The organism is Simiaoa sp., from assembly GCF_051972595.1.
Classification (GTDB): Bacteria; Bacillota; Clostridia; order Lachnospirales; family Lachnospiraceae; genus Acetatifactor; species Acetatifactor hominis.
In genome coordinates this window covers 48,929-74,094 of record NZ_JBOKRY010000005.1, presented here as the reverse complement: position 1 = coordinate 74,094, position 25,166 = coordinate 48,929, and the positions used below count along the sequence as shown (strand labels likewise).

The window sequence follows — 25,166 nt, the reverse complement described above, 5'->3', positions numbered from 1 at the left end:
GAGTCCGTGACTAAAACACGCAGTCGGCGAATCCTGTTTTTTGGATGGGATTAAGATTGCGAAGGTGTTTAAAACAAAGTTAATTATATGTGAGAAAGGAATATACCAAAATGGCAAAAGTAATTACCATGGGTGAGATCATGCTGAGACTGTCCACCCCCAACAACGAGAAATTTATCCAGGCAGACGAGTTCGATGTAAATTACGGCGGCGGTGAAGCTAACGTAGCAGTATCTCTGGCTAACTACGGTCATGACGCTGAGTTCGTTACTGCAGTTCCCGACAACGAGATCGGTGAGTGCGCAGTAGCAGCTCTGAGAAAGTACAACGTAGAGACCAAGCACATCGCAAGATGCGGTGAGAGACTGGGTATCTACTACCTGGAGAGCGGTTCTTCCATGAGACCTTCCAAGGTTGTATACGATAGAGCACATTCCTCTATCTCTACCGCAACCGAGGCTGATTTCAACTTCGATGAGATCTTCGAAGGCGCTGACTGGTTCCACTTCACCGGTATTACCCCCGCTGTATCCGACGCTGCTGCAGAGCTGACCGAGAAGGCTCTGATCGCTGCTAAGAAGCACGGCGTAAAGGTATCCGTAGACCTGAACTTCCGTAAGAAGCTGTGGAGCTCCGAGAAGGCTCAGAAGGTTATGACCAACCTGATGAAGTACGTTGATGTATGTATCGGTAACGAAGAAGATGCTGAACTGGTACTTGGCTTCAAGCCCGGCGATACCGATGTTACCAGCGGTGAGCTGGAGCTGGCTGGTTACAAGTCCATCTTCGAGCAGATGGTTGACAAGTTCAACTTCGAGTACTGCGTATCCTCTCTGCGTGTAAGTCATTCCGCTTCCGATAACGGCTGGTCTGCTTGCATCTACTCCAGAGATACCAAGGAGTTCTATCACTCCAAAGAGTACAGCATCCATCCCATCGTTGACCGTGTAGGCGGCGGCGACTCCTTCGCAGGCGGCGTGATCTGCGGTATGCTGGATGGCAAGAACTTCAAGGATGCACTTGAGTACGGCGTAGCTGCATCCGCTCTGAAGCACACCATCCCCGGCGACTTCAACCTGGTATCCAGAAAAGAAGTTGAGACCCTGGCTGGCGGCGACGCTTCCGGACGTGTACAGAGATAATCTTCTGTGAACAGAATGTTTGCCACTTGCTATACAGGTGGGATAGAAATAATATAGTTTGTAAATGTTCCCCGTCAGTGTCTGCTGATGGGGAATTTTTGTACTAAAAGAGGATGCCTATGAAAATCTTTGGTAGGTAGACTTAAAATAGATTATTAAAAAAGCATAAAGTATTAAGAATAAATAATACATGGTGCTGAATTTAAAACAGTAGGAGATTCTTTGGATAAGAGTGACCACTTTTTTGATGAAACCATGCAGGGATTGTTGGAAGCAGCGGAAATTGCAAAAGGAAATATTACGTTAACAGAGTGGGAAAATATGCCGGCTCCCACATTTTATGCCGCAGATAATATGTAGATAAGATTGTTGAAATACGTAGAAAGAAGTTATATACAATGAAAATCTACGATAGATAGACTGGTGTCTACGAAGGAAAAGTTGTCCTCATAGCGATAAAATTGTAAAATATAGTCATGAAAATCGTATTTTTATAGTTTTACGGGAGGAACAGCAATGGATCAGGAAAAGATCGGGGTATTCATTTCTACATTAAGAAAAGAGCAGGGAATGACGCAACAACAATTGGCGGATGCGATTGGTGTCAGTAACAAAACAATATCCAAATGGGAATGTGGCAAAGGAATGCCGGAGCTGGCATTGATTGTTCCGTTATGCCACATTCTGAAAATTAGTATTAATGAGTTCTTGTCAGGTGAACATTTGTTGGAAAACGGTTACACTGAAAAAGCTGAAGTCAATATGATGAATCTTTTACAGGAAACAGAAAATAGCAAAAAGAAAAGTCGAAGTTCATTATTGGCTTTTGGGATAACTGTGATAATTTTTTTATTCGTTGTTTTATATTCTGTAATTACCAATATGGGAATCGGTATGAATATGCTTTTTGTGGATATGCCTACATTCTTGAGTATGTTTTTGGCTACTGCTCTATTTTTGCTGGGGACAAATTTGGGACTTCCCTTTTTTGATTCCTTTCGGATTGTTTTTGGAAAAAAGAAATCAGTATCAATAAAACAATTGTTTCAGGCAAAATCAGCGATAAAGCTTGCGAAAATCACATTTTTGGGAATGGGATTCCTCGAAAGCTGTATTAGCTTTATGGCAATTCAACCTATGGGGGAAGGAACACTTCTTTTTACAGGATTAAGTATTTCCATTTCAATTGCGTTAAATGGAATTTTATATGGATTAATTGGTTTTCTGCTATTACTGCCAATTCAGGTAAGGTTAGAAATAATGTATATGCAGAAGCAGGAAGATAGTGAAAAGAAAACGGAGGATGATGCGGAATAGGTATTGTAAATATGCCCCACCAGCGGCTGCTGATAGGGCATTTGTTGTATAAGGTTCTTAGCTTTCGCTGTATTTCTCTTCGCAGTATTTGCAGCGGTAGATCTCTTTTTTCTCATCGGAGAGGACGAATACATGGGGCAGTCCCTGCTCGATGGAAGTGATGCATCTGGGGTTGCGGCATTTGATGACGTTTTTGATCTGTTTGGGAAGTACCAGTTCCTTCTTCTCTACGATCTCACCATTTTTGATGACGTTTACGGTGATGTTGTGGTCGATGAAGGCCAGTACATCCAGATCCAGCATATCGATATCACATTCTACTTTCAGAATGTCCTTTTTGCCCATTTTTCCGCTGCGGGCGTTTTTGATGATAGCAACGGTGCAGTCTAACTTATCCAGCTGAAGGTGCTCATAGATCGAGAGACTTTTTCCGGCTTTGATATGATCGAGGACGAAGCCCTCTTCGATTTTTCCTACATTTAACATAGTAATCTCCATTCTGCAGGCACAGAGTGCTGCGTATGTTAACTTTAATATACGAATTCATAAGATAATTTTACGGTCAGATGCCGGAAAATTATGCCAGACCCAGCAAAGTCAGGATCAGGGCCATACGGACGTAGACACCGAACTGTGCCTGTTTGAAATAGGCGGCTCTGGGATCGTCATCGATCTCCACGGAGATCTCATTGACTCTGGGAAGGGGATGCAGCACCAGCATGTCGGGTTTCGCCAGTTCCATTTTTTCCGGGGTCAGTACATAGAAATCTTTCAGGCGGACGTAATCCTCTTCGTTGAAGAAACGTTCCTTCTGTACACGGGTCATGTATAAGAGATCCAACTCCGGCATCACATCTTCGAGACGGATAACTTCCTGGAAAGGAATGCCTTTCTCACGGAGCATGTCGGTGACATAGTCGGGGATCTTCAGTTCTTCGGGAGAGATGAAGATGAATTTGATGCCTTCATAGCGCACCAGTGCGTTGATCAGGGAGTGTACGGTACGGCCGAATTTCAGGTCACCGCACAGACCGATGGTAAAATTATTCAGATCGCCGTGGAGGCTGCGGATGGTCTGCAGGTCGGTCAGGGTCTGGGTGGGATGTTGATGTCCACCGTCACCGGCATTGATCACGGGGATCAGGGATTTCTCTGCGGCTACCATGGGAGCGCCTTCCTTGGGATGGCGCATAGCGCAGATGTCCGCATAGCAGGAGATGATACGGATGGTATCGGATACACTTTCTCCCTTGGATGCGGAAGAGCAGGAAGCATCGGAGAAACCGATCACTCTGCCGCCTAAACGGGTCATGGCGGATTCAAAGCTTAAACGTGTGCGGGTGCTGGGCTCGTAGAAGCAGGTGGCGAGGATCTTGCCGTCGCATTTGTGGGCGTATTTGGCGGGATCCTTCTCAATGTCGTCTGCCAGAGCGAACAGCTTGTCCAGTTCCTCAACAGAGAAGTCAAGTGGGTTCATCAAGTGTCTCATTTTTTCATTTCCTCATTTCTGCGCTGCTATTTTCGACACAGTGACTGTACGGAATAGGAGAATCCGTGCTCGCTTGTGTATGCGACATCATAAGAATACAGCGCTTTTCTTATGATGCGGGTAGAAACAGGGCCCGCAGGAAGCGGACAGATCATACCCTGACCAGAAAAAAGTCGAAGAGGAAAAACTCTTCGACTTTAAAATTACTGTTGATAAGATAACAGATCCGTTACGGGTTTCCGTTTGGGAGCAACGGGTGCTTCTGCGGGATAACCGATGGGGATCAGTGCGATCAGATCCTGATTTTCAGGAATCTCAAGGAGATCAGCAGCTTCCTGCTGATCGAAAATACCCATGATCACGGTGCCAAGACCCTGCTCGTAAGCAGCCAGGCAAAAGGCTTCGCTGGCAACACCGGCATCGAACATCTGCCATGCATCGCCTCTGGCGGTAGTGAAGGAGCCGTCTCTCTCGAAACCGCTTCTGCCTTTTATCACGGTTACTGCAACGACCATGGGAGCGTTCTCCATGATCTTGCCATTACCCGGGAAGGAGGAAGTGCATGCTGCCAGTTTCGCTTTCTTTTCGCCTTCCACAGCGATATAACGAACGATTTGCGTATGCTTCCAGCTGGGAGCATAAGAAGCTGTCTCTACGATCTGAGCCAGAAGCTCATGAGATACCGGCTGATCCGTATACTGACGGATACTTCTGCGGCCTGTGATACATTCTTTTGCGGTCATTGTTTATCCTCCTGTATTTTTGCATTTGTAATATAATAGCATTTCTGAAGGGGAGAATCAAGCAGGAAAAAGTGAAAAAACATATAAAATTTGTATGGCTATGACAGAAAGGTTTTGCATTCCAGGATAGGATATCATATAATGAGGCAAGGAGAACTATACCGAGGAAGCGGATCGTGTAAAAGCCGGTTCCACTGTACGTTACAGATGGCTGTGGGACATCGGACCAAGCAATAAAAGGAGGGCACTATGTCAGTAGAATTTGTGGAAAAGAAGCGCTGGTTATTTTTAGGATTACCTTTTACCTTTACCAAGTATGTGATCAAAGAGGATATGATCACTGTGGATACGGGGGTGTTCACCAAGGTAGAGAATGATTGCTATATGTACAAGGTACAGGATGTGGAGCATACGGCAAGTATCTGGGAGAGAATGGTAGGACTTGGTACCATTGTCTGTTATACCGGTGATACTACTCATCCCAAACTGTTGATTGAGCATATCCGTAACTCCAAGCAGATCAAGGAATTTATTTTGAAGGAATCAGAGGAAGCCAGATTGAAGCGCAGAACCGTGAACATGCTGGATATCGGTTCCGGAGAGCTCGGGGATATTGACGATATACAGTAATATTGAGAAACAAGTATACATGTGTATAAGAGACGGGACCTTCCGGGGTCCTGTTTTTTCGGGAGAAGAGATTTATGGAACTTGATATGACGAAGGGCAGTCCTTCTAAGCTGATTACGAAATTTATCATTCCTATTATCATAGGTAATATTTTCCAACAGTTATACAGTATGGTGGATACCATTATCGTGGGTCGGTTCGTAGGTGTGGATGCATTGGCGGCAGTAGGAGCCACCGGGTCGGTAAGCTTCCTGATCCTGGGATTTACCCAGGGACTGACCACCGGATTTACTGTGCTGACGGCACAACGCTTCGGAGCCGGGGACCGGGAGGGTATGCGCAAAAGTATCGGAAGCGCAGCCATCCTGTCGGTGATCGTGACGATCGTGATGACGGCAGTCAGTATGGTCGGCATGGACAGCCTGCTTCGGGTGATGAATACTCCGGAAGATATTTTCGATATGACGAAGGAATACATTATGATCATCTGTGCGGGAATTGCCTGCAATGTATTGTATAACCTGTTGTCCAGTATTCTGCGTGCCATTGGCAACAGTGTAGTGCCGTTAGTATTGCTGGTGATCGCTTCGGTGACGAATATTGTCCTGGACTATGTACTGATCGTTTACGGTCATATGGGAGTGGGCGGCGCAGCTTATGCTACTATCATTTCGCAGGGATTATCCGGTGTACTGTGCCTGATTTATATTATTAGGAGCGTACCTTCACTGCATATCCGTCCGGAGCATTGCAGACTGGAAAGTCAGTGTGTGAAAAACCAGTTGACCGTGGGAATTCCCATGGCATTGCAGTTTTCCATTACTGCTATCGGCACCATTCTCGTACAGGCAGCACTGAATCTGCTGGGTTCTACCGTGGTGGCATCCTATTCTGTCTCCTGCAAGGTGGAGCAGCTGGTGACACAGCCCTTTGCCGCAATGGGTGTGACTATGGCAACTTACTGTGCACAGAACCGCGGTATCAATGATCTGGACCGTATACGGAAGGGCGTGAAAGCTGCCAATATCATGTCCGGTGTCTATGCGTTGATTGTCTACGGACTGGTATATATAGCGCTTCCTTATATTGTACCGCTGTTTATCTCCGAACAGGTTGAGATGGTATGCGGCTACGCCAGAACGTATATTACGATCTGTGGCATGTTCTTCATTCCGCTGGGAATGATATTTATCTTCCGAAATGCGCTGCAGGGCTGTGGCTTCGGCTTCATGCCCATGATGGGCGGTGTGGTGGAACTGTTGAGCCGTGGTATCGTGGCTTTTGCGGCAGCGCATCTGATGAGTTATGTGGGTGTGTGCTTTGCCAATGCCTCAGCATGGCTGACCGCAGGTATTTTCCTCTGGATCGCTTATCATTTCCTTATGAAGAAGATGGTGCGGGACAAAAAGGCTCATGAAGAACGGATGCTGGCGGAAGCAATGCAGTAATGCTGTAAAACGGCTCAGGGCAGGATCTTTTCAAAAAACAGTCCTGCCAGGAACCACCAGGGAGCATAGTCCAGCCGGATGATCCGGTGGATATGGAAACGGCTTTTGCCGTAATCCCAGGGGCAGAGACCATGCTTCCACAGTAGGCGCCCACTGAGATATTCCACGGTGAAGATCATTGCCATATAGAACAGACCGCGTCCGGGACGACTGATGTGCAGGTGCTCAAATAGCCGTTTGAAGGGTGCAAGCAGGCAGGCGGAGCCGTAGATAGGGAACATCCACAGAGAAGTATTACCGGTAAGGCGCAGATCCCTGCGCCGAAGAGAGTGCAGCGCCGTGAACAGGATCTCCATGCACCAGCCGCACAGTCCGCACAGGAGAAAGTTCCTGCCGAAGGTTTTAAAAGAGTTTGCGATGGATTTTGTCATTTTCATGGACATAGTATATGAAATTTTCAGCGTATGATACGGGAGAGATTGCTATGAACTATCAGGAAGCAATGGAATATATGGAAAAAGTGGGAACTTACGGCATCGTTCCGGGGCTGGACAGCATCCGGGAACTGTGCAGAAGACTGGGAAATCCGCAGGATGACTTGAAATTTGTGCATATTGCGGGAACCAACGGAAAAGGATCCACACTTGCTTATATTTCCAATATCTTACAGGCTGCCGGATACCGCGTCGGTAAATATATATCACCTGTTATTATTGAATATTGTGAAAAAATCCAGATCGGAAAGCAGAAGATCACGCATAAGGATCTGTGTGAAGGACTGGAGATCATCAAAAAGCATTGTGATGCTATGGTAAGTGATGGCTTCCATCATCCGACGCCTTTTGAGATCGAGACGGCACTTGCCTTTTGGTATTTCCGGGAAAAACAGTGTGATATCGTCGTACTGGAGACCGGTATGGGCGGCAGGGAGGATGCTACCAATCTGATCACTACCACGCAGGTGGCGGTACTGGCTTCCATCGGTATGGATCATATGAAATTCTTAGGTAACAGTCTGGAGGAGATCGCAGCACACAAGACCGGAATCTGTAAGCCGGGATGTCAGGTAGTCTCCATGCGGCAAAAAGAAGCGGCACAGAAGGTGGTGGAGCAGACGGCGGCAGAACTCGGCTGCATACTGACCATCGCAGATGCGGCAAATGCAAAACATGTGAAATACGGACTGAAAAAGCAGACCTTCGATTATGGAAATTATAAAAAGCTGGAGATCACCCTTGCGGGGAAATTCCAGGTAGCAAATGCTGTGCTGGCGCTGGAAGCGGTGCAGGCTCTGGAAAAATGCGGTTATGAGATCAAAGAGTCTGCCATTCGGAAAGGTCTGAGGGAGACTGTCTGGGTCGGACGGCTGCAAATACTGGAAAAACACCCGTTATTTATAGTAGACGGCGCACATAACGAGGATGCAGCCGCAAAACTTGCGGATTCCATAGAATTCTATTTTACAAATAAAAGAATTATCTATATAATGGGAATGTTAAAGGACAAGGAAGTGGACCGCGTGATCGCGCTGACAGAGAGGTATGCGGATCAGATCCTCACGGTGACACCTCCGGACAATCCCAGAGCCATGCATGCTTATGATCTGGCAACAGAGGTGGCAAAGGTCCACCCAGACGTGACGGCGGTGGACAGCCTGGAAGAGGCAGTGGAGCTTAGTCACCTGCTGGCAGGACGGGATGATGTGATATTGTGCTTCGGCTCTCTCTCTTATCTGGGAAGAATCCTGAAGCTCATGGAGAAGAGACAGGCAGCAGGGAATAAACGGAAAGCGAAGCGGTGAAAATGGTAGATCAGAAGAAAGTACAGGAAGCAATAAAGCTTTTACTGGAAGGAATCGGGGAAGATACCGATAGAGAAGGACTGAAGGAGACACCGGAGCGGATCGGCAGGATGTATGAAGAGATCTGCGGCGGTATGGATCAGGATGCCGGAGAACATCTGTCGAAGGTATTCTCCGTAGACAATAACGAGATGGTACTGGAGAAGGATATTACCTTCTATTCTATGTGTGAGCATCATCTGATGCCTTTTTACGGCAAAGCTCATGTTGCATATATCCCCAATGGCAAGGTTGTGGGTCTGAGTAAGCTTGCCAGGACTGTGGAGGTATATGCCAGAAGATTACAGATCCAGGAGCGCATGACGGCACAGATCGCCGATGATATCATGAAATATCTGGCACCCCAGGGAGTTATGGTAATGTTGGAAGCGGAGCATATGTGCATGACCATGCGCGGGATCAAAAAGCCCGGCAGCCAGACCGTTACCATGGTGACAAGGGGAGTCTTTGCGGAGAATAAGGAATTACAGGACCGATTTTTACAGCTGGTGAGCCGATAGACATTACGGATGCGTAAGGAAGCTGTTAAGAGACCGGGACAAAATGGTGGAGATTTTGATGGATAGAATTGATAAAATATTAAACCACGATTTGTTTTTATATCATTTGGAACGAAACAATGCGGCAGAAGCAGACAGACGCTTCTGCCGTCATAGTATGGTACATTTTCTGGATGTAGCCAGGATCGGTACGATCATAGCACTGGAGGAAGGGCTTAAGATCGACCGGGAATGGATCTATGCGGCGGCACTGCTTCACGATTGCGGGAAGCATGAGCAGTACGAGAATGGCACGCCGCATGAGCAGGCCAGTGCCCGGATCGCATCGGAGATTCTGAAGGCTTGTGGATTTAACGATGAAGAAACGGGTGTTATTGTAACGGCGATCTCCAGACACCGGGATCCCGAGGCGGCGAAGGAGAAGAATCTAAACGGTATTCTATACCGGGCGGATAAGGCAAGCCGTGCCTGCTTTGCCTGCGATGCGGAGAAGGATTGCAATTGGAAAGACGGCAAGAAGAACCTGACCATTAAGTATTGATTAGTGTCGGGAACATCATAAATAATATATAGGAAGCGTGGGGAGAAGACAAATGAAGATTGGCAACAGAGAGTTTCAGACCAAGGGACATACTTATGTAATGGGAATCCTGAATGTGACCCCGGATTCTTTTTCCGACGGAGGAAAGTGGAATGACAGAGACCGGGCATTGAAGCATGTGGAAGAAATGATCGCTGAGGGGATGGATATTGTGGATATCGGCGGAGAATCCACCAGACCGGGTTATACCCTGTTATCCGATGAGGAGGAGATTGCCAGGGTCGTACCCATGATCGAGGCGGTGAAGACAAATTTTGACATTCCCATTTCCCTGGACACCTACAAAAGCGGAGTGGCAGAGGCAGGAATCCGTGCGGGGGCGGACCTTATCAACGATATCTGGGGACTGAAATATGATAACCGTATGGCAGAGGTCATTGCGAAGAGCGGTCTGCCCTGTTGTCTGATGCATAACCGTAAGGAAGCGGATTATCGGGATTTCATGCAGGATGTGGCAGCGGATCTGGCGGACACGATTCATTTGGCAGAAGCAGCAGGCATCGCGGATGAGAAGATCATCTTAGACCCCGGTGTGGGCTTCGGCAAGACCTATGAGAACAATCTGGAGATCATCAACTGTCTGGAAGAACTGAATATGTTTGGTTATCCGTTGCTTTTAGGATGCAGCCGTAAATCCGTGATCGGACTGACACTGGATCTGCCGGTGACTGAGAGAGTAGAGGGGACGCTTGTGACCACCATGTTCGGCGTGCAGAAGGGATGCATGTTCGTCCGTGTGCATGATGTGAAGGAAAATGTCCGCACCATTAAAATGTGTGAAGCTATTTTAAACAGCAGCAACTGATATTTTGCGAAGAAGCGTTGGGAAAGGCAGAGGCGGCAAATGAAAAACAGCACTTATGAGGACCAGATCCGTATCGAAGAACTGGAAGTATATGCGCATCACGGCGTATATCCGGAAGAAAATGAAAAAGGACAGCATTTTTATGTGAATGCCACGTTGTATACAAATACCCGTCCGGCAGGACTGGCGGATGACTTAAGTCTCTCCACCAATTACGGAGAGGTCTGCCAGTTTATCACGGAGTTCATGCAGCAGCATACTTTTCAACTGATCGAAACGGTGGCGGAGCGGACTGCTTACGAAGTATTACAGCATTTTCCGCTTATACAGGGACTGGATCTGGAGATCCGCAAGCCTGAGGCTCCGATTCCGTTACCCTTTGGCAGTGTATCTGTGGCAATTCACAGGGAATGGCATGAAGCCTATATTGCCGTGGGTTCCAATATGGGAGACAGCAGAGAGCATATTGCGCAGGCTTTGGGACAGCTTCAGAAGAACAAAGACATCAGAGTGGAAAAGGTGTCGGAGCTGTTGGAGACACTGCCTTATGGCGTCGTAGAGCAGGATAATTTCGTAAATGGAATGTTTGAGATCCGAACGTTGCTTGCACCGGAAGAATTATTACAGGAGCTGCACCGTATTGAGCAGATGGAAGGAAGAGAACGTAAGCTTCACTGGGGTCCCCGGACACTGGATCTGGATATTATCTTCTATGATGATCTGGTGTATGCTTCCGAGGATCTGGTGATCCCACATATCGATATGGAGAATCGTTATTTTGTACTGAAGCCTTTAAGTGAGCTGGCACCGAATTTCCGTCATCCTATTACGCATAAGACCGTAACACAGATGCTGTCGGAGCTTCCTGTGGATCTTACGGAAGGAAACGAAGCGTAAAACGGGCACAGAGACCGATGAACAGACCGGTCACCAGACCGCTTAACAGTAAAAACGGCAGATAGACCAGCACAGCGGGAACAGAAGTCAGTAAAAACGCAACACCGATCTGCCCCAGATTATGAAAAACAGCTCCGGTCATACTTGCAAGGAACAGATAATGTCCATGCAACAGCCGTTGCACAAATACCATTGCCAGAAGGCACAGGAGACCGCCGGAGAGACTGTACAGGAGACTGATGGCCTGACCGAAGAACAGGGTCGCTAAAAGAATCCGCACCAAAAGCACGAAAAAAGCATCTTTTGCGGAATATTTCCATAGAACAACAAGCGTTATTATATTGGCAAGCCCCAGCTTAATGCCGGGGATCGGAACAATGGGGGGCAGAGCGCTTTCCACGGCATACAGCGCTAGCGCAATGGCAGAGAGCAGGGAAAGCGTCGTTAGTTTTTTGGTAGCTATGGGTGGTTTCATAATCATCTCCGTATCATCTCCATAATCTCCGTGTTTTTGTAATTCGTAAACGCAGTGCAGGCAAAAATGATATGATGTCGGGGTCAAAAGCCCCCGACTTTGATGCCTACGGATTGCTCCGTGCTATGCACTCCCACAATCCTACCCAATATTCGCATATCGTGGGATTATCATCCCACTTTTATGCTCATATCGGGGCGGGTCCTAAGGTCTTTCACCCACTTATGAGCAAGCTCAAGTGGGCTTAGACCTTTTGACCCTGGCATCATGATATTCTATCAATAGGTCACGCCGTCCGGGACGAGCGTCGTGTCATCCAAACAGGCAGCCTCTTCCCTGACCCGGATCACCAGCCGGTTAGGCAGACAGGTGATGGGAAGCAGTGAGGTGCTGATAAATCCCTGATGCACACAGATCTGATCCGGACAATTGGCAGAGATAATGGCGATGCTGCCCGGACGGACGCAGACGGTGTTCGAGGCGCCACCCTCTCCCGGAACTTCAAAGGTATATTCGTCAGTCACTGTGTCCAGACGGATGGTCTCAAGTAATTCACCGCTTTGATAAATGTCAGCATAGAGTGCCTGACCGTTTCCGGTGGAACTGTGGGAGACCGCATAGATCCGGATTCCGCAAAGGATGGCTATTACAAGCAGAACTGCTGCAAGGAGAACTGCTTTTTTTCGATCATTCATGGAAGCATTCATAGGAATAAGGAACTCCTTTCGATGAGAACAGTATAGCAAAAGGAATGTAAAAAATGAAGAAGTATTTGAAAATGCCGTGGGCGGTGCGCCTGGCAACGCTTTTTGCAATGATCCTGGCACTTTTTCTCGGAGGCTGCGGACAGCAGACCGAATGCGAAAATAGCATAGATACCGCCATGGGAACTGTGATCTCCCAGACTGTTTATGTCACCGGAAATTCCCCGACTGCAACGAACGGAAAAACAGATGAAAAGGTAACGGACGTTGTTTTGCAAAAACTAAACGACTTGGAACAACAGGAACTTTCCTGGCGGTTGGATAGTGCGGAAGTGGCGAAGATCAATGCAACTGCCGGAAAGGGACCGATACAGGTCTCCGCCGCGATGGCAGGCTGGCTGAAACGATGCCTGCAGATCTCGGAACAGACAGGTGGGGCTTTCGATGTGAGCATCGGTAAGCTCAGCCGACTGTGGGACATTGATACCTGGGCGGCAGCAGATGACCCGCAGGACTATGAACTTCCGGAGCGGGAGGAAATAGAACAGGCATGCGCTTTGGCAGGCTGGAAGCAGATGATATTGGAACAACGGACGAACAGTACAGTGGTGAGTATTCCGGCGGGAATGCAGATAGACCTCGGAGCAGTGGGAAAAGGGGTGGCACTGGATGAGATCCGGAAGACCCTGGAGGAATATCCGGAGGTAAGCGGAGCCGTGATCTCTGTGGGAGGCAGCATTTTAACCTATGGAAACAAGCCGGAGGGCGGCACCTGGCAGATTGCGGTGACAGATCCGCTGGAGCCTTCGCAAAGTGCAGGAGTGCTGACGCTGGCTGGCGGGTACTGTGTATCCACTTCTGGAGATTATGAGCGGTACGTGGAAGTGGATGGTGTCAGATATCATCATATACTGGATCCCCGGACCGGCTCCCCGGCGCGCAGCGATGTGGCGGGAGTTACCATCGTGACCAAGGACGGATTTTTAAGTGATGCGCTGTCTACCGCCTGCTTTGTATTGGGATCGGAGGAAGGACAGAAGCTCCTGGAAAAATACGATGCAGAAGCATTGTTCATCGACCATGCGGGGACGATTACCATGACAGAGGGGATGCAGCAATATTTCCATTTGTCGAATTCTCAGAAATAGTGTATAGTAAATATAGTCAACCGTAGATAACAGCAGGTGCGGCAGGCATCCGCTGATACAGCAATGATAATGGAGATTACGATGGAAGAGAAGAATAGTTATCTCTCCGCTGATCCGGAGACCATAAGACAGATCGATGAGAAGATGCCGCCGGAAGAGGAACTTCAGGATCTGGCAGAGTTTTTCAAAGTGTTTGGAGATGCAACGAGATTAAAAATTTTGTCGGTACTGTTGTGCTCTGAGATGTGTGTGTATGATATTGCCACGCTGCTGGGCATGTCTCAGTCTGCTATTTCTCATCAGCTGCGGGTATTGAAGCAGATGGATCTGGTGAAAAACCGCAGAGATGGCAAGACGATTTTTTATGCGTTGGCAGATGACCATATCATCACGATCCTGAATCAGGGTCTGAATCATATCGAAGAAGGCTGAAAATAATTTGCAACAGGAACGAAAAATAAGAGCCGCAGGCGAAATGTCTGCGGCTCTTGTTGCCTGTCATTATTTTTTCAATGCATCCAGTGCTGCCTGTCTGGCTGCATCAAATCCGCTGTAGCTCTGACTGCCCAAAGGGGAGTGATACCAGGTGGAAGTATCTCCGAACATCTGGAAATAAACATACTGGGAAGTCATATGGATGGCAGTATAATTGCCCTCTGCAATGACCCGGGAATCACTGCCATCATCCCGCATGCATTTCAGGCATGCCTCTTCGCCGTTCACCTGATAGTATACATAGCCGTATCCTACATTGAAGCAGTCGATCCGCTCTTCGGTCAGGACTTCCACCTCATTCCGGGACAAAGAGTAGCGGCAGAGTCTGTAATTATTTTCCACATCCATATAGTAGATATAGTCACCCTGTGCAATAGGGTACCACAGATTGCCGTCCCATAGAGTGGAGATGCTGTCCGTCGAGGTATTCAGCGCATAGAGATAATGATTTTCCTGAGTACCGTTGTAATAGATGGTACCGTTCACGGCACAGGCGGGATTGATCTCGTAATCTGCCAGATCCGTTTTGTCGGATTTGTCGATTCCCATGCGGTAAAATAAAGGTCCGTTATCACCCACGGTCATAATATAGAGGTTACTTCCCACCAGTTGGGCGGAAACGATGGGATCTCTGGTAAGCCCGGTCACATCCGTACCGTTTAACTTACAGCGGTTAAAGGAACGAACGGTGCGCAGGGCACCGATACCGGCATCCCCGGAAGCTCCGGTCTGGTAATAGTAGAGGTAGTTTCCTCCGGCTAAAATATTTTCCACGGAAGCGTTGCCGAGTTTTTTGATATTCTGCTCCGAAGGATCCATGGAGTACAGGGTGTTGTTGTCGTAAGCATTGGCAAAATACACCGTTCCGTCGTACTCACAGAAGTAACCGGAATTGTTCAGATTGCCCGCGGTATTGCCTACGGTCTCCGGGGGATTGTCGGGGATCCGGTCGCCCACGATGGCAAGTGCGCCGACGATGATCACGAACAGAAGAAAAGGAATTAAAATGAACAAGGCTTTTTTATCTTTCATGTGTTAACCTTCTTTCCAACAAGATGGAATGTAAAGTTTGTGTAATATATAATATTATACCGTGCTTCTTGCTTGCGAACAAGGTGAAATTGATATAGAATGTAACTATTCTGAATAGTTACATTTGGAGCCAGCGAATTCCGAATGTTTGAGAATTGCGGGAGCTTCTTTGCAGCGGAGCAATTCGCGGATATCAGTTAAGTTAAGGAGAACAGCATGGATTTATCACAGTTAAGACAACAGATCGACACCATCGACAGGCAGATCGTGGATCTCTATGAGAAGCGCATGGATGTCAGCAGACAGGTGGCGGAATATAAAATAGAGACAGGGAAAAAAGTATTTGACAAGCAGCGTGAGCAGGAGAAGATCGCCGGTGTCAAGGCACTGACCCACAACGATTTCAACAGCCACGGCGTAGAGGAACTGTTTGAACAGATCATGTCCATGAGCCGGAAACTTCAGTACCAGTTGTTAGCCGCCCACGGAAGTGAAGGAAGGCTTCCTTTTATCGGCGTGGAAGAACTGGAAACCGACTGTGCCAGAGTGGTCTACCAGGGAGCGGAGGGATCTTATTCCCAGGCTGCCATGCGCAGATTTTTCGGGGAAAATGTCAATGCCTTCCATGTGGAAACTTTCCGGGATGCCATGAGTGCCATTGATGAAGGCAGCGCGGATTTCGCGGTACTTCCCATTGAGAATTCCACCGCCGGAATCGTGAATGAGATCTATGATCTGCTGGTAGAATTCGAGAATTATATCGTAGGAGAGCAGGTCATTCCCATCGAGCATTGTCTGTTGGCACTGCCCGGGACGAAGATGGAAGAGATCAAAAGAGTCTATTCCCATCCCCAGTCCCTGATGCAGAGTGCCAGATATCTTGCGGACCATGACTGGCAGCAGATCAGTATGCAGAACAACGCTTTCGCAGCATTAAAAGTGGCGAAGGAAAAGGATAAAACCCAGGCGGCTATCGCCAGCGAATACGCGGGAGAAACCTACGGACTGGAAATTCTGAAAAAAGGGATCAATGATTCCGACAGTAATTCCACCCGTTTTATCATTGTGACGAATCAGAAGATTTTCCGTAAAAATGCCAACAAGATCAGTCTGTGTCTGGAGATTCCCCACGAGAGCGGATCTCTGTATCACATTCTGTCCCATTTTATTTACAATAATCTGAATATGACCAAGATCGAGAGCCGTCCCATTCCCGACCGGAACTGGGAGTATCGTTTCTTCATCGATTTTGAGGGGAACCTTGCGGACAGTGCAGTGAAGAACGCACTGCGGGGACTTCGGGAAGAAGCCCGCAGCATGAAGATCCTGGGCAATTACTAAGTATTATGAATGCAAGCATTCGACGACCATTCGATAATAGTTACATAGCTCTGAATAGTTAAAACATAAGACAAGAAGGTTAGACATATGAGAGAAAAAGAACTGATCGTATATCGTGATTTTGAGGATGGGGAACTGCTGTATGATATGGCATTTCTCATGTCTCATTACGATGATGAATATTACAATACGGAGGATATGGCGGCACTGTTTTACGAGTGCATCCATGATCTGATCGACCTGGCGGGTAATTACGGATTTCATGGGAATCTGTGGCATTGTTACCTGGCAAATCTTTTGGTGAACAACGAGAACAGTTACAGCTGCGGTTGTGAGATCCGCGGAGAGATCGCCGGCTCCATCAACGATGCGGCGCTGCATGATATCCGCATTTTCAAGGAATTCTATGATTTTGATTTTGCTCCCATGATGGAGACACTTAAGGTACCGGAATTTTCCTTAATAGAAGATTATGCCAGCAGCATGCAGGAGAGCAAGGTCTATAATAAACGGATCTGCGCCCGAATCTGTGAGCTGGCGGAGAAGTTTTGCGCAGACGGAACAGCTGAAGAGATGAAGGCTACCCTGACCCAGTTCTATAAAGAATACGGCGTCGGTAAATTCGGGCTGCACAAGTCTTTCCGCATCACCCATGATGAGGAAGGAGTACATATCGTTCCGATTTTGAATATTGCCCATGTGAAGCTGGATGATCTGGTAGGCTACGAGCTTCCCAAGAAAAAGCTGGTGGACAACACTGAGGCATTTGTGAATGGGAAAAAGGCCAATAACTGTCTGCTGTTTGGCGATGCCGGCACCGGTAAATCCTCAAGCATCAAAGCTATTGCCAATGAATATTATGACAGGGGACTGCGTATTATCGAGGTCTACAAGCACCAGTTCCAGGATCTGAATACGGTCATCAGTCAGATCAAGAACCGTAATTATAAATTCATTATTTACATGGATGACTTAAGCTTTGAAGAATTTGAGATCGAGTACAAATACCTCAAGGCAGTCATCGAGGGCGGACTGGAGAAAAAGCCGGAGAATGTTCTGATCTATGCGACATCCAACCGTCGTCATCTCATCCGTGAGAATTACAGCGACAAGGAAGAGACCCGTGAGGATATGCACACCAGTGATACCGTACAGGAGAAGCTGTCGCTGGTATATCGATTTGGTGTGACTATTTACTTCGGTGCTCCCAATAAAAAGGAATTCCAGAATATCGTAAAGACACTGGCGGAGCGTTATCATGTGGAGACGCCGGAAGAGGAGCTTTTACTGGAGGCTAATAAATGGGAACTGTCCCACGGCGGATTGTCCGGAAGAAGTGCCCAGCAGTTCATTGATTACCTGTTAGGAAAGTGAGGAACCCTATGAGTGTAAAAACTTTCGCTGCCATCGATGTGGGCAGTTTCGAACTCACCATGAAAATATTTGATTTTTCGGGGAAAAATACCATGCGGGAGATCGACTGTATCCGCCAGAGAATCGATCTGGGATCGGATACCTACGCCAATGGGAAGATCAGCAATGAAAAAATGGATGATCTGTGTCATACCCTGAAAGAATTCGCACAGATCATGGAATCTTATAAGGTGATCGCTTATAAGGCATACGGCACCAGTGCCATCCGTGAGACGGAGAATACCCTGATCCTGCAGGATCAGATTGAGCAGCGCACCGGCATCCGGGTAGAGATCTTAAGCAACTCCGAGCAGAGATTTTTGGATTACAAGTCGATTGCCTCCAAAGGGGAGACGTTCCGCAGGATCATCGAGGAGAAGACGGCGATTCTGGACATTGGAGGCGGAAGTATTCAGATATCCCTGTTTGACAAGGATACTCTGGTATCGACCCAGAACTTACGCCTTGGTGTATTGCGTTTACAGGAGCTGTTGAATCATCTGAATGCGGGCAGTGCCCAGATGGAGCAGCTGGTGGACGAACTGGCTACGGCACAGTTAGATGATTATAAAAAGCTGTATCTTAAGGATCGTGAGATCAAAAATATCATTATTGTGGATGATTATCTGTCACCCTGGGCAGTGCGGAAGGCACATGAGCGGGGAGACGGAAATGCCATGGTGGACAGTAAGGCATTTAACCAGCTGATGGAGGCACTTCGGACCAGAGGAACCACGGAGCTTGCAAAGCGGATGGATATTGCGGAGGAAAAAGTCCCTCTTGTGTATATCAGTGCGGTTCTGACCAAACGTATCTCCGAACTGATGGGAGCGGCGCTGATCTGGGCACCGGGTGTCACATTGTGCGATGGTATCGCTTATGAATATGCGGAGCAGAATAAATTACTCCGGGGAGAACATGATTTTGCGGAGGATATTATTGCCTGCGCTATGAATATCAGCAAACGCTACAACGGCAGTACCAGGAGAGCGGATACCCTGGAACATATCACCACAACGATTTTTGACAGTATGAAAAAGGTCCACGGCATGGGCCAGAGAGAGCGCTTGTATCTGCGCCTGGCTGCGATCTTGCATGACTGTGGAAAATATATCAGCATGATCAATATCGGAGAAGCGTCCTATGATATTATCATGGCGACGGAGATGATCGGACTTTCCCATATGGAGCGTGAGATCGTAGCTAATGTGGTGCGTTTTAATCACAGTAATTTCGTGTATTACGGGCAGGCACAGGATCGTCCCCAGGGACTGGATAAGGAGAGCTATTTGATTGTAGCGAAATTGACAGCTATATTGCGACTGGGCAACAGTCTGGACCGCAGCCACAAACAGAAAATGAAGGGTGTGAAGGCTACACTGCAGGATAACGAACTGATCCTGAAAATAGATACCCAGGAAGATATTACGCTGGAAAGAGGATTCTTCCAGACGAACACGGAATTTTTCAAAGAAGTATATAGCATCACACCGGTGATTCGGCAGAAGAAGAAATTTTAAGGGAGGCAGCAGGACAATATGGAAATCAATTTCAGTGATCCCAAGTATTATACCAACCGGGAACTCAGCTGGGTGCTTTTTGACCACAGAGTGTTGAATGAAGCCAGGGATAAAAACATCCCTCTGTTTGAACGGTTGAAATTTTTAAGCATTACAGCATCTAACCTGGATGAATTTTTCATGATCCGGGTGGCATCCTTAAAGGATATGGAGAATGCGGGCTATACCAAAAAGGATATCGCCGGCATGACTCCCACAGAGCAGCTAAAGGCGCTGCATGTGGCGATCCATGAACTGGTGGATCTGCAATATTCCACTTATAACCGTTCCTTACTCCCTCTTCTGGAAAAAAACGGTCTGCATATCATCAGAGAGCATGAACAGCTGACGGCGGAGGAAGCTGCGTATGTGGATCAGTATTTTCAGGAAAATGTGTATCCCGTACTGACCCCTATGGCAGTGGATTCTTCCAGACCGTTTCCTCTGATCCGCAACAAGTCTCTGAACATTGGAGCAATGGTGCGGAAGAAAAACAGCGACGAGGAACTGGAATTTGCCACTGTGCAGGTGCCCAGCGTCTTAAGCCGTGTGGTGCGGATCCCGTCCAAGGGCAAGAGCTGCAAGATCATCCTGTTAGAAGAAATCATCGAACGGAACATGGATAAACTGTTCCTGAATTATGATATTGTCTGTGCCCATCCGTTCCGGATCATGCGTAATGCGGACTTAAGCATTGACGAGGATGAGGCAGCAGATCTGTTAAAAGAGATCGAGAAGCAGTTAAAGAAGCGTCAGTGGGGCGAAGCCATCCGCCTGGAAGTGGAAAGCGGCATGGATAAACGGCTGCTGAAGATCATTAAAAAGGAACTTAACATTGAGACACAGAATATTTATGAGATCGACGGTCCCTTAGATCTGACGGTATTAATGAAGATCTACGGTCTGGATGGTTTTGACCATTTAAAGACGCCGAAGTATGAACCTCAGCAGTCGCCGGCACTTCCCGCAGGCTGCAATATTTTCGAGGAGATCCGCAAGGGGGATATTCTCCTGCATCATCCGTTCCAGAGCTTTACGCCGGTGGTGGATTTCATCCGTCAGGCGGCGAGAGACCCGGAAGTACTGGCCATCAAGCAGACGCTGTATCGTGTCAGCGGCAATTCTCCGATCATAGCGGCACTGGCACAGGCGGCGGAGAACGGCAAGCAGGTTACGGTTCTGGTGGAACTGAAAGCACGTTTCGATGAAGAGAATAATATTGTCTGGGCGAGAATGCTGGAAAAGGCAGGCTGTCACGTTATCTACGGACTGGTGGGATTAAAGACCCATTCCAAGATCACGCTTGTGGTCCGCAGAGAAGAGGACGGCATCCGCAGATATGTTCATCTGGGCACCGGTAACTACAACGATGCTACGGCGAAGCTGTATACGGATGTAGGAATGTTGACCTGTGCGGAACGCATCGGAGAGGATGCCACGGCAGTGTTCAACATGCTGTCCGGTTATTCGGAGCCGTTGTTCTGGAACAAACTGGCACTGGCACCGTTATGGCTGAAGGATAAGTTCCTGCACTTGATCGAGCGGGAGAAAAATTATGCGCTGGAAGGAAAGAAAGCCCATATCATTGCGAAGATGAACTCCCTCTGCGACAAGGATATTATCCGTGCCCTGTATGAGGCGAGTGCGGCAGGCGTGAAAATCGAACTGATCGTTCGAGGTATCTGCTGCCTGAAGGTGGGGATCCCGGGTGTCAGCGAGAATATCAGTGTCCGCTCCATCGTCGGTAATTTCCTGGAGCACAGCCGTATTTTCTATTTTGCAAATGATGATCATTATGAGATCTACTGTGGAAGTGCCGACTGGATGCCCCGTAATCTGGAGCGTCGTGTGGAGATCCTCTTCCCGGTGGATCGCCCGGAACTGAAGGAGGAATTGCTACATATTCTGAACAGTCAGCTGAAGGATAATGTGAAGGCTTCGATTTTACAGCCGGATGGTAACTATGAGAAGCAGGACAAGAGAGGAAAGCAGCTGTTTAACTCTCAGGATGCTTTCTGTCTGGAGGCCATTCAAAAAGCAAAGGAGGCTGCGGGAGAATCTGCCATCGAAAGCAGAACTTTTATCCCGGAGACACATCATGAATAAGAAGATCATATTAGCATCCGCCTCCCCCAGGAGGCGGGAGCTCTTGTCCCAGATAGGACTTGATTTTGAAGTTGTGGTCAGCGAGACCGAGGAAAAGATCACATCCACAGAGCCTGCGAAAGTGGTGGAAGAGTTGTCGGCGCAGAAGGCGGAAGCGGTGTGGGAGAAGCTTTTCTCTATGATGGCATCGCAGGGTTCGGTTACTGACGCCGAACGACTGGAAGAAGGATCCGGTGTCAGCCGGACGGATGAAGGTTCCGAAGGCTTTGATCCGGAACAGACAAGTGGAGAAACTACTATAACAGATAATGTTGTGCTGGGAGCCGATACCGTGGTCGCCTGCGACGGTAAGATCCTGGGTAAGCCTGCGGATATGGAAGGCGCGGTAGCCATGCTTACTATGCTGCAGGGCAGAGGACATGAGGTATACACAGGCGTGACGATCCTCTATGAGGAAAATGGTGAGAGGAAGACGCTGACTTTTCATGAGAAGACCACAGTGCATTTTTATCCCATGACCGATGCACAGATCCGGGAATATGTGGCTACCGGGGATCCGATGGACAAGGCTGGAGCATATGGCATTCAGGGGCTTTGTGCCCGGTATATCAGCGGCATCGTGGGTGATTACAATAATGTGGTAGGTCTTCCCGTGGGAAGAGTCTATCAGGAACTGCATGGATTGCAGACAGTATAGTAAATTTACGTTATTAGTGAACGAATATCCTGCAAAGCAGGATGCCTGGTGCGATAGCACGAATTCGTGAGATTATATAATAAGTATCGGAAGAATGGAGCATTCATATGATAAAAGCAGCAATTTTTGACCTGGACGGAACCTTATCCGATTCTATCATGAGTATGAAATACAGTGGAGACAAGACTATGGCGGAATTCGGCTATGGACCTTTCTCAGTACAGGATTATAAATATTTTGTGGGAGACGGTGCCGCCAATCTGGTAAAGCGGGCACTGATCAAGGGCGGTGATACGGAACTTACCCATTTTGAGGCAGCCTATGCCAGATACAAGGAGATCTTTCAGGCAAACTGTATGTATCAGGTGAAGCCTTATGAAGGAATCCCAAAACTACTGGAAGAGTTGAAGAAACGTGGTATGAAGATCGCAGTACTTTCCAATAAGCCCCACCATGCCACCGTGGATGTCATCGAGAGCCTGTTTGGCAAGGGCTATTTTGATGTAGTGCAGGGACAGGTGGACGGCGTGCCCATCAAGCCCGATCCCGCCGGAGTCTTCCGCATCTTAGACCAGTTCGGTCTCACCGCAGACGAAGTGCTCTACATGGGAGACACTGCCACAGATATGAAGACCGGCAAGGCGGCAGGCGCCTTCACCGTAGGTGTCCTCTGGGGATTCCGTGACCGTGCGGAGCTGGAAGAAGGCCACGCCGACGCCATTATCGCACAGCCGCTGGATCTGCTGAAGTATTGCAAATAATTGAGAGCATGGCTCGTAACGTAGGACTGCCATATCCCCACGAACGCCCGCGGTGAACGGAACATCCTTCCTCGATGTAAGGTCTCCGGGTGTGAATTTTCTACGAAAAGTGATAAACAGTTCTCATCATTACGGGGTCGCCTACACGCGCCCTCCATGGCGCGAATCGGCTGACGCGGACATCGTGTCCGCTTTCCCCCTGTCTTTCAACACTTTTCAAGAAAATATCAACACCCTTCGACAAACATCCTCGGAAGGACATTCCATCCGCCGTGGGCGTTCTGTTTACTGACTCCGCTAAAATCCATCAAATAACAGGAAATGGTGGAATTATTGTCTTGGGAGCAAATAATTTCCTCTATAATTACAGAAAAGATCTGATACAGAGGAATTGCTTCTTCTAAAGAACTTTTTTCTACTCAATTTCCACTATTTTCATTAGTTTAGGGTTGTTTTAAAGGAAAACAGTAGCCCCGGCTGGGTATAAGAATAAGCAGACGTCGGTACTTAGCGGTCGTATTGTGACCGCTTATGTACCGTTACGTTCTGCGACAGAGCGCGAGCGTGTCGCGTTTCTTATACCCTGCCAAGGGCTACGGGGATATTTCACTAACTCTCAATTTACATCCACATCGAATTACTAATTGACGTAACTACATATCCATATTATGATGAGAATAAATAAGACATTTTCGTAAGAATTTGGAGGTAATAGTATGCGTGAATATGATGATGCGGTACTGGAATGCTTCCTGGACAAACAGCTCCAGCTTTTTCCGGAAGCCGTGGCAGAGACTCTGGATGAAGCAGAAGATTTTCTGGAAGAGTGCATGGCAGTCGTGGTAGATTCCGTGGATGATGTCATCGAGTATTTCGATGAAGCCGGCATGGACGTGGACGGCGCTGTGGATGATGAGATTCTGGAAGCCGATGAAGTCTTCGATATCGGAGACGGCAGATACCTGATCGTAGAAGCGTAAACAATGACAGACGAAAGATCCCCGGGAACAGATAACGGTTCCCGGGGGTCTTTTTGTTATGATGCAACTTTGATGTTATGTTGTGCTATTCTGTGAAAAAACGGAAGGGACAACAATCCTATGAAAAAAAGATATCTGTGCATGGCGGCAATTATTTTTCTGATGAATACATTGACCGGATGCGCTTTGAAAAATGAAAATATGGAAGCCATTTACAAAGAATTTCTTGATAATGGAGACGTGGGAAGCCTGCAATGGTCATGGGTATTGGAACCGGGACAATACGAAGATATTCGTTTTGTGAATGACAACATGGTTGCTGTACAGAATGGGAGCGACAAATGGGGAGTGTGGGATCTGGAGAAGGAGATATTGGTCACATCCTGCAAGTACAACAATATTCCTAACGATGCTGCCAGATATTATTCGGAAGGGTATGCCGCAGTTCAAAAAGACGGAAAATGGGGTTTTGTTGACGAAGCAGGGCAATGTGTGATCCCGTGCCAATACGATGAAGTGGGGGATTTCAGCGAGGGACTCGCCGCGGTGAAGGATGCGGATCACAACGGAAAAGGAGAGCAGTGGGCATACATTGATACAAAAGGAGAAATCCAGATTGATTTTTACCCCTATGAAGCGACGGAAGGCAGAAGAGTACTGGCAGGGGAATTCCATGACGGCATGGCTTTTGTATCCAAGGGATTGTACTGTATTATGGATACGAAGGGAGAGATGATCTTCTCCGGGGACTCACGCTTTTTTATTAGTGTGACGGAATATAATAAGGAATACGACGCAATCCCCGGGTATGTATATATCGACGACCGGATGACAGTCAGAAAATACGGATTGATGGGACTTCACGGGGAAGAGCGGCTGGAACCGGTATTTGATTATGTTTACGGAATGAGAGGTCCCTATGTGATCGTGGAACAGAACATAGGCGGGGAACCCGGAATAGGTGTTATAAAATTACAGAAATAACGGAATGAACCGGAGCTCTCTGACATATATATGTTGGA

At 47.7% G+C, this 25,166-nt stretch carries 27 protein-coding genes; 20 read left to right on the top strand and 7 right to left on the bottom strand.

Annotated features, from left to right (window positions below):
* Window positions 1-110 precede the first annotated feature (110 nt).
* From ACTRDR_RS03165 to ACTRDR_RS03155, 3 genes are all read left to right on the top strand, one after another.
* Entirely contained in the window at window positions 111-1,142 is a 1,032-nt protein-coding gene (locus ACTRDR_RS03165; protein ID WP_022154725.1) for a sugar kinase, read from the top strand.
* Window positions 1,143-1,364: 222 nt separating this feature from the next.
* Complete coding sequence (locus ACTRDR_RS03160; protein WP_440526128.1) at window positions 1,365-1,502, top strand: hypothetical protein; 138 nt, start codon at window positions 1,365-1,367, stop codon at window positions 1,500-1,502.
* A 156-nt stretch (window positions 1,503-1,658) separates the two neighbouring features.
* Window positions 1,659-2,459, top strand: a complete 801-nt coding sequence (locus ACTRDR_RS03155) for a helix-turn-helix domain-containing protein (RefSeq protein ID WP_440526127.1) — start codon at window positions 1,659-1,661, stop codon at window positions 2,457-2,459.
* 57 nt (window positions 2,460-2,516) lie between these two features.
* On the opposite strand, the gene ACTRDR_RS03150 is transcribed toward ACTRDR_RS03155, so the two are convergent.
* The 3 genes from ACTRDR_RS03150 to ACTRDR_RS03140 all read right to left on the bottom strand — a co-directional run bounded on the left by ACTRDR_RS03150 (window position 2,517) and on the right by ACTRDR_RS03140 (window position 4,691).
* Entirely contained in the window at window positions 2,517-2,945 is a 429-nt protein-coding gene (locus ACTRDR_RS03150; RefSeq protein WP_117465826.1) for an aspartate carbamoyltransferase regulatory subunit, read from the bottom strand.
* A gap of 91 nt (window positions 2,946-3,036) precedes the next feature.
* Window positions 3,037-3,948, bottom strand: coding sequence for an aspartate carbamoyltransferase (pyrB, locus tag ACTRDR_RS03145; protein WP_440526126.1), 912 nt, complete (start codon window positions 3,946-3,948; stop codon window positions 3,037-3,039).
* Between the two features lie 203 nt (window positions 3,949-4,151).
* Window positions 4,152-4,691: a nitroreductase family protein gene (locus tag ACTRDR_RS03140; protein WP_022154718.1), complete on the bottom strand. Its 540-nt coding sequence runs from the start codon at window positions 4,689-4,691 to the stop codon at window positions 4,152-4,154.
* Window positions 4,692-4,940: 249 nt separating this feature from the next.
* On the opposite strand from ACTRDR_RS03140, the gene ACTRDR_RS03135 reads away from it, so the two are divergent.
* Both ACTRDR_RS03135 and ACTRDR_RS03130 read left to right on the top strand, forming a co-directional pair.
* A complete protein-coding gene (locus ACTRDR_RS03135) occupies window positions 4,941-5,321 on the top strand; it encodes a PH domain-containing protein (RefSeq protein WP_440526125.1) in 381 nt (126 codons plus the stop codon).
* A gap of 74 nt (window positions 5,322-5,395) precedes the next feature.
* Window positions 5,396-6,769 (top strand): MATE family efflux transporter, encoded by a 1,374-nt coding sequence (locus ACTRDR_RS03130; protein WP_440526124.1) that lies wholly within the window; start codon window positions 5,396-5,398, stop codon window positions 6,767-6,769.
* A gap of 14 nt (window positions 6,770-6,783) precedes the next feature.
* Here the strand turns inward: ACTRDR_RS03130 and ACTRDR_RS03125 are convergent, their stop codons facing one another.
* A complete protein-coding gene (locus ACTRDR_RS03125; protein ID WP_440526123.1) occupies window positions 6,784-7,206 on the bottom strand; it encodes a putative ABC transporter permease in 423 nt (140 codons plus the stop codon).
* A 47-nt stretch (window positions 7,207-7,253) separates the two neighbouring features.
* Between ACTRDR_RS03125 and ACTRDR_RS03120 the strand changes: the two genes are divergently transcribed.
* Genes ACTRDR_RS03120 through folK form a run of 5 tightly spaced genes read left to right on the top strand, consistent with a single transcriptional unit; the run spans window position 7,254 to window position 11,433 of the window.
* Window positions 7,254-8,570 carry a bifunctional folylpolyglutamate synthase/dihydrofolate synthase gene (locus ACTRDR_RS03120; RefSeq protein WP_440526122.1) on the top strand — a complete coding sequence of 439 codons (1,317 nt, stop codon included), beginning with the start codon at window positions 7,254-7,256 and terminating at the stop codon, window positions 8,568-8,570.
* Between the two features lie 2 nt (window positions 8,571-8,572).
* Window positions 8,573-9,130 carry a GTP cyclohydrolase I FolE gene (folE, locus tag ACTRDR_RS03115; RefSeq protein WP_440526121.1) on the top strand — a complete coding sequence of 186 codons (558 nt, stop codon included), beginning with the start codon at window positions 8,573-8,575 and terminating at the stop codon, window positions 9,128-9,130.
* Window positions 9,131-9,188: 58 nt separating this feature from the next.
* On the top strand, window positions 9,189-9,671 hold the full coding sequence (locus ACTRDR_RS03110; protein ID WP_440526120.1) for an HD domain-containing protein: 483 nt from the start codon (window positions 9,189-9,191) through the stop codon (window positions 9,669-9,671).
* Window positions 9,672-9,723: 52 nt separating this feature from the next.
* A complete protein-coding gene (gene folP, locus ACTRDR_RS03105; protein ID WP_440526119.1) occupies window positions 9,724-10,536 on the top strand; it encodes a dihydropteroate synthase in 813 nt (270 codons plus the stop codon).
* Window positions 10,537-10,575: 39 nt separating this feature from the next.
* Window positions 10,576-11,433, top strand: coding sequence for a 2-amino-4-hydroxy-6-hydroxymethyldihydropteridine diphosphokinase (gene folK, locus ACTRDR_RS03100; RefSeq protein ID WP_440526118.1), 858 nt, complete (start codon window positions 10,576-10,578; stop codon window positions 11,431-11,433).
* Here folK and ACTRDR_RS03095 read toward each other — a convergent pair.
* Complete coding sequence (locus ACTRDR_RS03095; protein ID WP_440526117.1) at window positions 11,411-11,908, bottom strand: Gx transporter family protein; 498 nt, start codon at window positions 11,906-11,908, stop codon at window positions 11,411-11,413. The genes folK and ACTRDR_RS03095 overlap by 23 nt on opposite strands.
* Before the next feature lie 278 nt (window positions 11,909-12,186).
* A complete protein-coding gene (locus ACTRDR_RS03090; RefSeq protein ID WP_440526116.1) occupies window positions 12,187-12,603 on the bottom strand; it encodes a NusG domain II-containing protein in 417 nt (138 codons plus the stop codon).
* 65 nt (window positions 12,604-12,668) lie between these two features.
* Here ACTRDR_RS03090 and ACTRDR_RS03085 point away from each other — a divergent pair, with 65 nt between their 5' ends.
* Window positions 12,669-13,760, top strand: coding sequence for an FAD:protein FMN transferase (locus tag ACTRDR_RS03085; protein ID WP_440526115.1), 1,092 nt, complete (start codon window positions 12,669-12,671; stop codon window positions 13,758-13,760).
* Window positions 13,761-13,841: 81 nt separating this feature from the next.
* Entirely contained in the window at window positions 13,842-14,192 is a 351-nt protein-coding gene (locus ACTRDR_RS03080; RefSeq protein ID WP_022154707.1) for an ArsR/SmtB family transcription factor, read from the top strand.
* Between the two features lie 69 nt (window positions 14,193-14,261).
* Here the strand turns inward: ACTRDR_RS03080 and ACTRDR_RS03075 are convergent, their stop codons facing one another.
* A complete protein-coding gene (locus ACTRDR_RS03075; protein WP_440526114.1) occupies window positions 14,262-15,287 on the bottom strand; it encodes a DUF5050 domain-containing protein in 1,026 nt (341 codons plus the stop codon).
* Between the two features lie 216 nt (window positions 15,288-15,503).
* Here ACTRDR_RS03075 and pheA point away from each other — a divergent pair, with 216 nt between their 5' ends.
* From pheA to ACTRDR_RS03035, 8 genes are all read left to right on the top strand, one after another.
* Entirely contained in the window at window positions 15,504-16,628 is a 1,125-nt protein-coding gene (pheA, locus tag ACTRDR_RS03070) for a prephenate dehydratase (RefSeq protein ID WP_440526113.1), read from the top strand.
* Between the two features lie 87 nt (window positions 16,629-16,715).
* Window positions 16,716-18,002 (top strand): ATP-binding protein, encoded by a 1,287-nt coding sequence (locus ACTRDR_RS03065; RefSeq protein ID WP_440526112.1) that lies wholly within the window; start codon window positions 16,716-16,718, stop codon window positions 18,000-18,002.
* Window positions 18,003-18,010: 8 nt separating this feature from the next.
* Complete coding sequence (locus ACTRDR_RS03060) at window positions 18,011-19,561, top strand: Ppx/GppA phosphatase family protein (protein ID WP_440526111.1); 1,551 nt, start codon at window positions 18,011-18,013, stop codon at window positions 19,559-19,561.
* A gap of 18 nt (window positions 19,562-19,579) precedes the next feature.
* The gene (locus tag ACTRDR_RS03055; RefSeq protein ID WP_440526110.1) at window positions 19,580-21,706 is read left to right on the top strand and encodes an RNA degradosome polyphosphate kinase; all 2,127 of its coding nucleotides are present in this window, start codon (window positions 19,580-19,582) and stop codon (window positions 21,704-21,706) included.
* Window positions 21,699-22,403: a Maf family protein gene (locus ACTRDR_RS03050; protein ID WP_440526109.1), complete on the top strand. Its 705-nt coding sequence runs from the start codon at window positions 21,699-21,701 to the stop codon at window positions 22,401-22,403. The genes ACTRDR_RS03055 and ACTRDR_RS03050 overlap by 8 nt, the downstream gene beginning before the upstream one ends.
* 107 nt (window positions 22,404-22,510) lie before the next feature.
* Window positions 22,511-23,164: an HAD family hydrolase gene (locus ACTRDR_RS03045; protein WP_440526108.1), complete on the top strand. Its 654-nt coding sequence runs from the start codon at window positions 22,511-22,513 to the stop codon at window positions 23,162-23,164.
* 716 nt (window positions 23,165-23,880) lie between these two features.
* Window positions 23,881-24,144, top strand: a complete 264-nt coding sequence (locus ACTRDR_RS03040; RefSeq protein ID WP_022154582.1) for a hypothetical protein — start codon at window positions 23,881-23,883, stop codon at window positions 24,142-24,144.
* A gap of 120 nt (window positions 24,145-24,264) precedes the next feature.
* Window positions 24,265-25,128, top strand: coding sequence for a WG repeat-containing protein (locus ACTRDR_RS03035; protein ID WP_118550555.1), 864 nt, complete (start codon window positions 24,265-24,267; stop codon window positions 25,126-25,128).
* The last annotated feature ends 38 nt before the right edge of the window (window positions 25,129-25,166 follow it).

What these genes read in the sequence shown, in the direction of transcription:
- ACTRDR_RS03075 (WP_440526114.1), bottom strand. Translation starts at nt 15,287, where the DNA reads ATGAAAGATAAAAAAGCCTTGTTCATTTTAATTCCTTTTCTTCTGTTC.
- ACTRDR_RS03125 (WP_440526123.1), bottom strand. Translation starts at nt 7,206, where the DNA reads ATGAAAATGACAAAATCCATCGCAAACTCTTTTAAAACCTTCGGCAGG.
- ACTRDR_RS03110 (WP_440526120.1), top strand. Translation starts at nt 9,189, where the DNA reads ATGGATAGAATTGATAAAATATTAAACCACGATTTGTTTTTATATCAT.
- ACTRDR_RS03065 (WP_440526112.1), top strand. Translation starts at nt 16,716, where the DNA reads ATGAGAGAAAAAGAACTGATCGTATATCGTGATTTTGAGGATGGGGAA.
- folK (WP_440526118.1), top strand. Translation starts at nt 10,576, where the DNA reads ATGAAAAACAGCACTTATGAGGACCAGATCCGTATCGAAGAACTGGAA.
- ACTRDR_RS03035 (WP_118550555.1), top strand. Translation starts at nt 24,265, where the DNA reads ATGAAAAAAAGATATCTGTGCATGGCGGCAATTATTTTTCTGATGAAT.
- ACTRDR_RS03095 (WP_440526117.1), bottom strand. Translation starts at nt 11,908, where the DNA reads ATGAAACCACCCATAGCTACCAAAAAACTAACGACGCTTTCCCTGCTC.
- folE (WP_440526121.1), top strand. Translation starts at nt 8,573, where the DNA reads ATGGTAGATCAGAAGAAAGTACAGGAAGCAATAAAGCTTTTACTGGAA.
- pheA (WP_440526113.1), top strand. Translation starts at nt 15,504, where the DNA reads ATGGATTTATCACAGTTAAGACAACAGATCGACACCATCGACAGGCAG.
- ACTRDR_RS03165 (WP_022154725.1), top strand. Translation starts at nt 111, where the DNA reads ATGGCAAAAGTAATTACCATGGGTGAGATCATGCTGAGACTGTCCACC.
- ACTRDR_RS03085 (WP_440526115.1), top strand. Translation starts at nt 12,669, where the DNA reads ATGAAGAAGTATTTGAAAATGCCGTGGGCGGTGCGCCTGGCAACGCTT.
- ACTRDR_RS03080 (WP_022154707.1), top strand. Translation starts at nt 13,842, where the DNA reads ATGGAAGAGAAGAATAGTTATCTCTCCGCTGATCCGGAGACCATAAGA.
- pyrB (WP_440526126.1), bottom strand. Translation starts at nt 3,948, where the DNA reads ATGAGACACTTGATGAACCCACTTGACTTCTCTGTTGAGGAACTGGAC.
- folP (WP_440526119.1), top strand. Translation starts at nt 9,724, where the DNA reads ATGAAGATTGGCAACAGAGAGTTTCAGACCAAGGGACATACTTATGTA.
- ACTRDR_RS03155 (WP_440526127.1), top strand. Translation starts at nt 1,659, where the DNA reads ATGGATCAGGAAAAGATCGGGGTATTCATTTCTACATTAAGAAAAGAG.
- ACTRDR_RS03050 (WP_440526109.1), top strand. Translation starts at nt 21,699, where the DNA reads ATGAATAAGAAGATCATATTAGCATCCGCCTCCCCCAGGAGGCGGGAG.
- ACTRDR_RS03135 (WP_440526125.1), top strand. Translation starts at nt 4,941, where the DNA reads ATGTCAGTAGAATTTGTGGAAAAGAAGCGCTGGTTATTTTTAGGATTA.
- ACTRDR_RS03055 (WP_440526110.1), top strand. Translation starts at nt 19,580, where the DNA reads ATGGAAATCAATTTCAGTGATCCCAAGTATTATACCAACCGGGAACTC.
- ACTRDR_RS03060 (WP_440526111.1), top strand. Translation starts at nt 18,011, where the DNA reads ATGAGTGTAAAAACTTTCGCTGCCATCGATGTGGGCAGTTTCGAACTC.
- ACTRDR_RS03120 (WP_440526122.1), top strand. Translation starts at nt 7,254, where the DNA reads ATGAACTATCAGGAAGCAATGGAATATATGGAAAAAGTGGGAACTTAC.
- ACTRDR_RS03150 (WP_117465826.1), bottom strand. Translation starts at nt 2,945, where the DNA reads ATGTTAAATGTAGGAAAAATCGAAGAGGGCTTCGTCCTCGATCATATC.
- ACTRDR_RS03140 (WP_022154718.1), bottom strand. Translation starts at nt 4,691, where the DNA reads ATGACCGCAAAAGAATGTATCACAGGCCGCAGAAGTATCCGTCAGTAT.
- ACTRDR_RS03090 (WP_440526116.1), bottom strand. Translation starts at nt 12,603, where the DNA reads ATGAATGATCGAAAAAAAGCAGTTCTCCTTGCAGCAGTTCTGCTTGTA.
- ACTRDR_RS03045 (WP_440526108.1), top strand. Translation starts at nt 22,511, where the DNA reads ATGATAAAAGCAGCAATTTTTGACCTGGACGGAACCTTATCCGATTCT.
- ACTRDR_RS03130 (WP_440526124.1), top strand. Translation starts at nt 5,396, where the DNA reads ATGGAACTTGATATGACGAAGGGCAGTCCTTCTAAGCTGATTACGAAA.
- ACTRDR_RS03040 (WP_022154582.1), top strand. Translation starts at nt 23,881, where the DNA reads ATGCGTGAATATGATGATGCGGTACTGGAATGCTTCCTGGACAAACAG.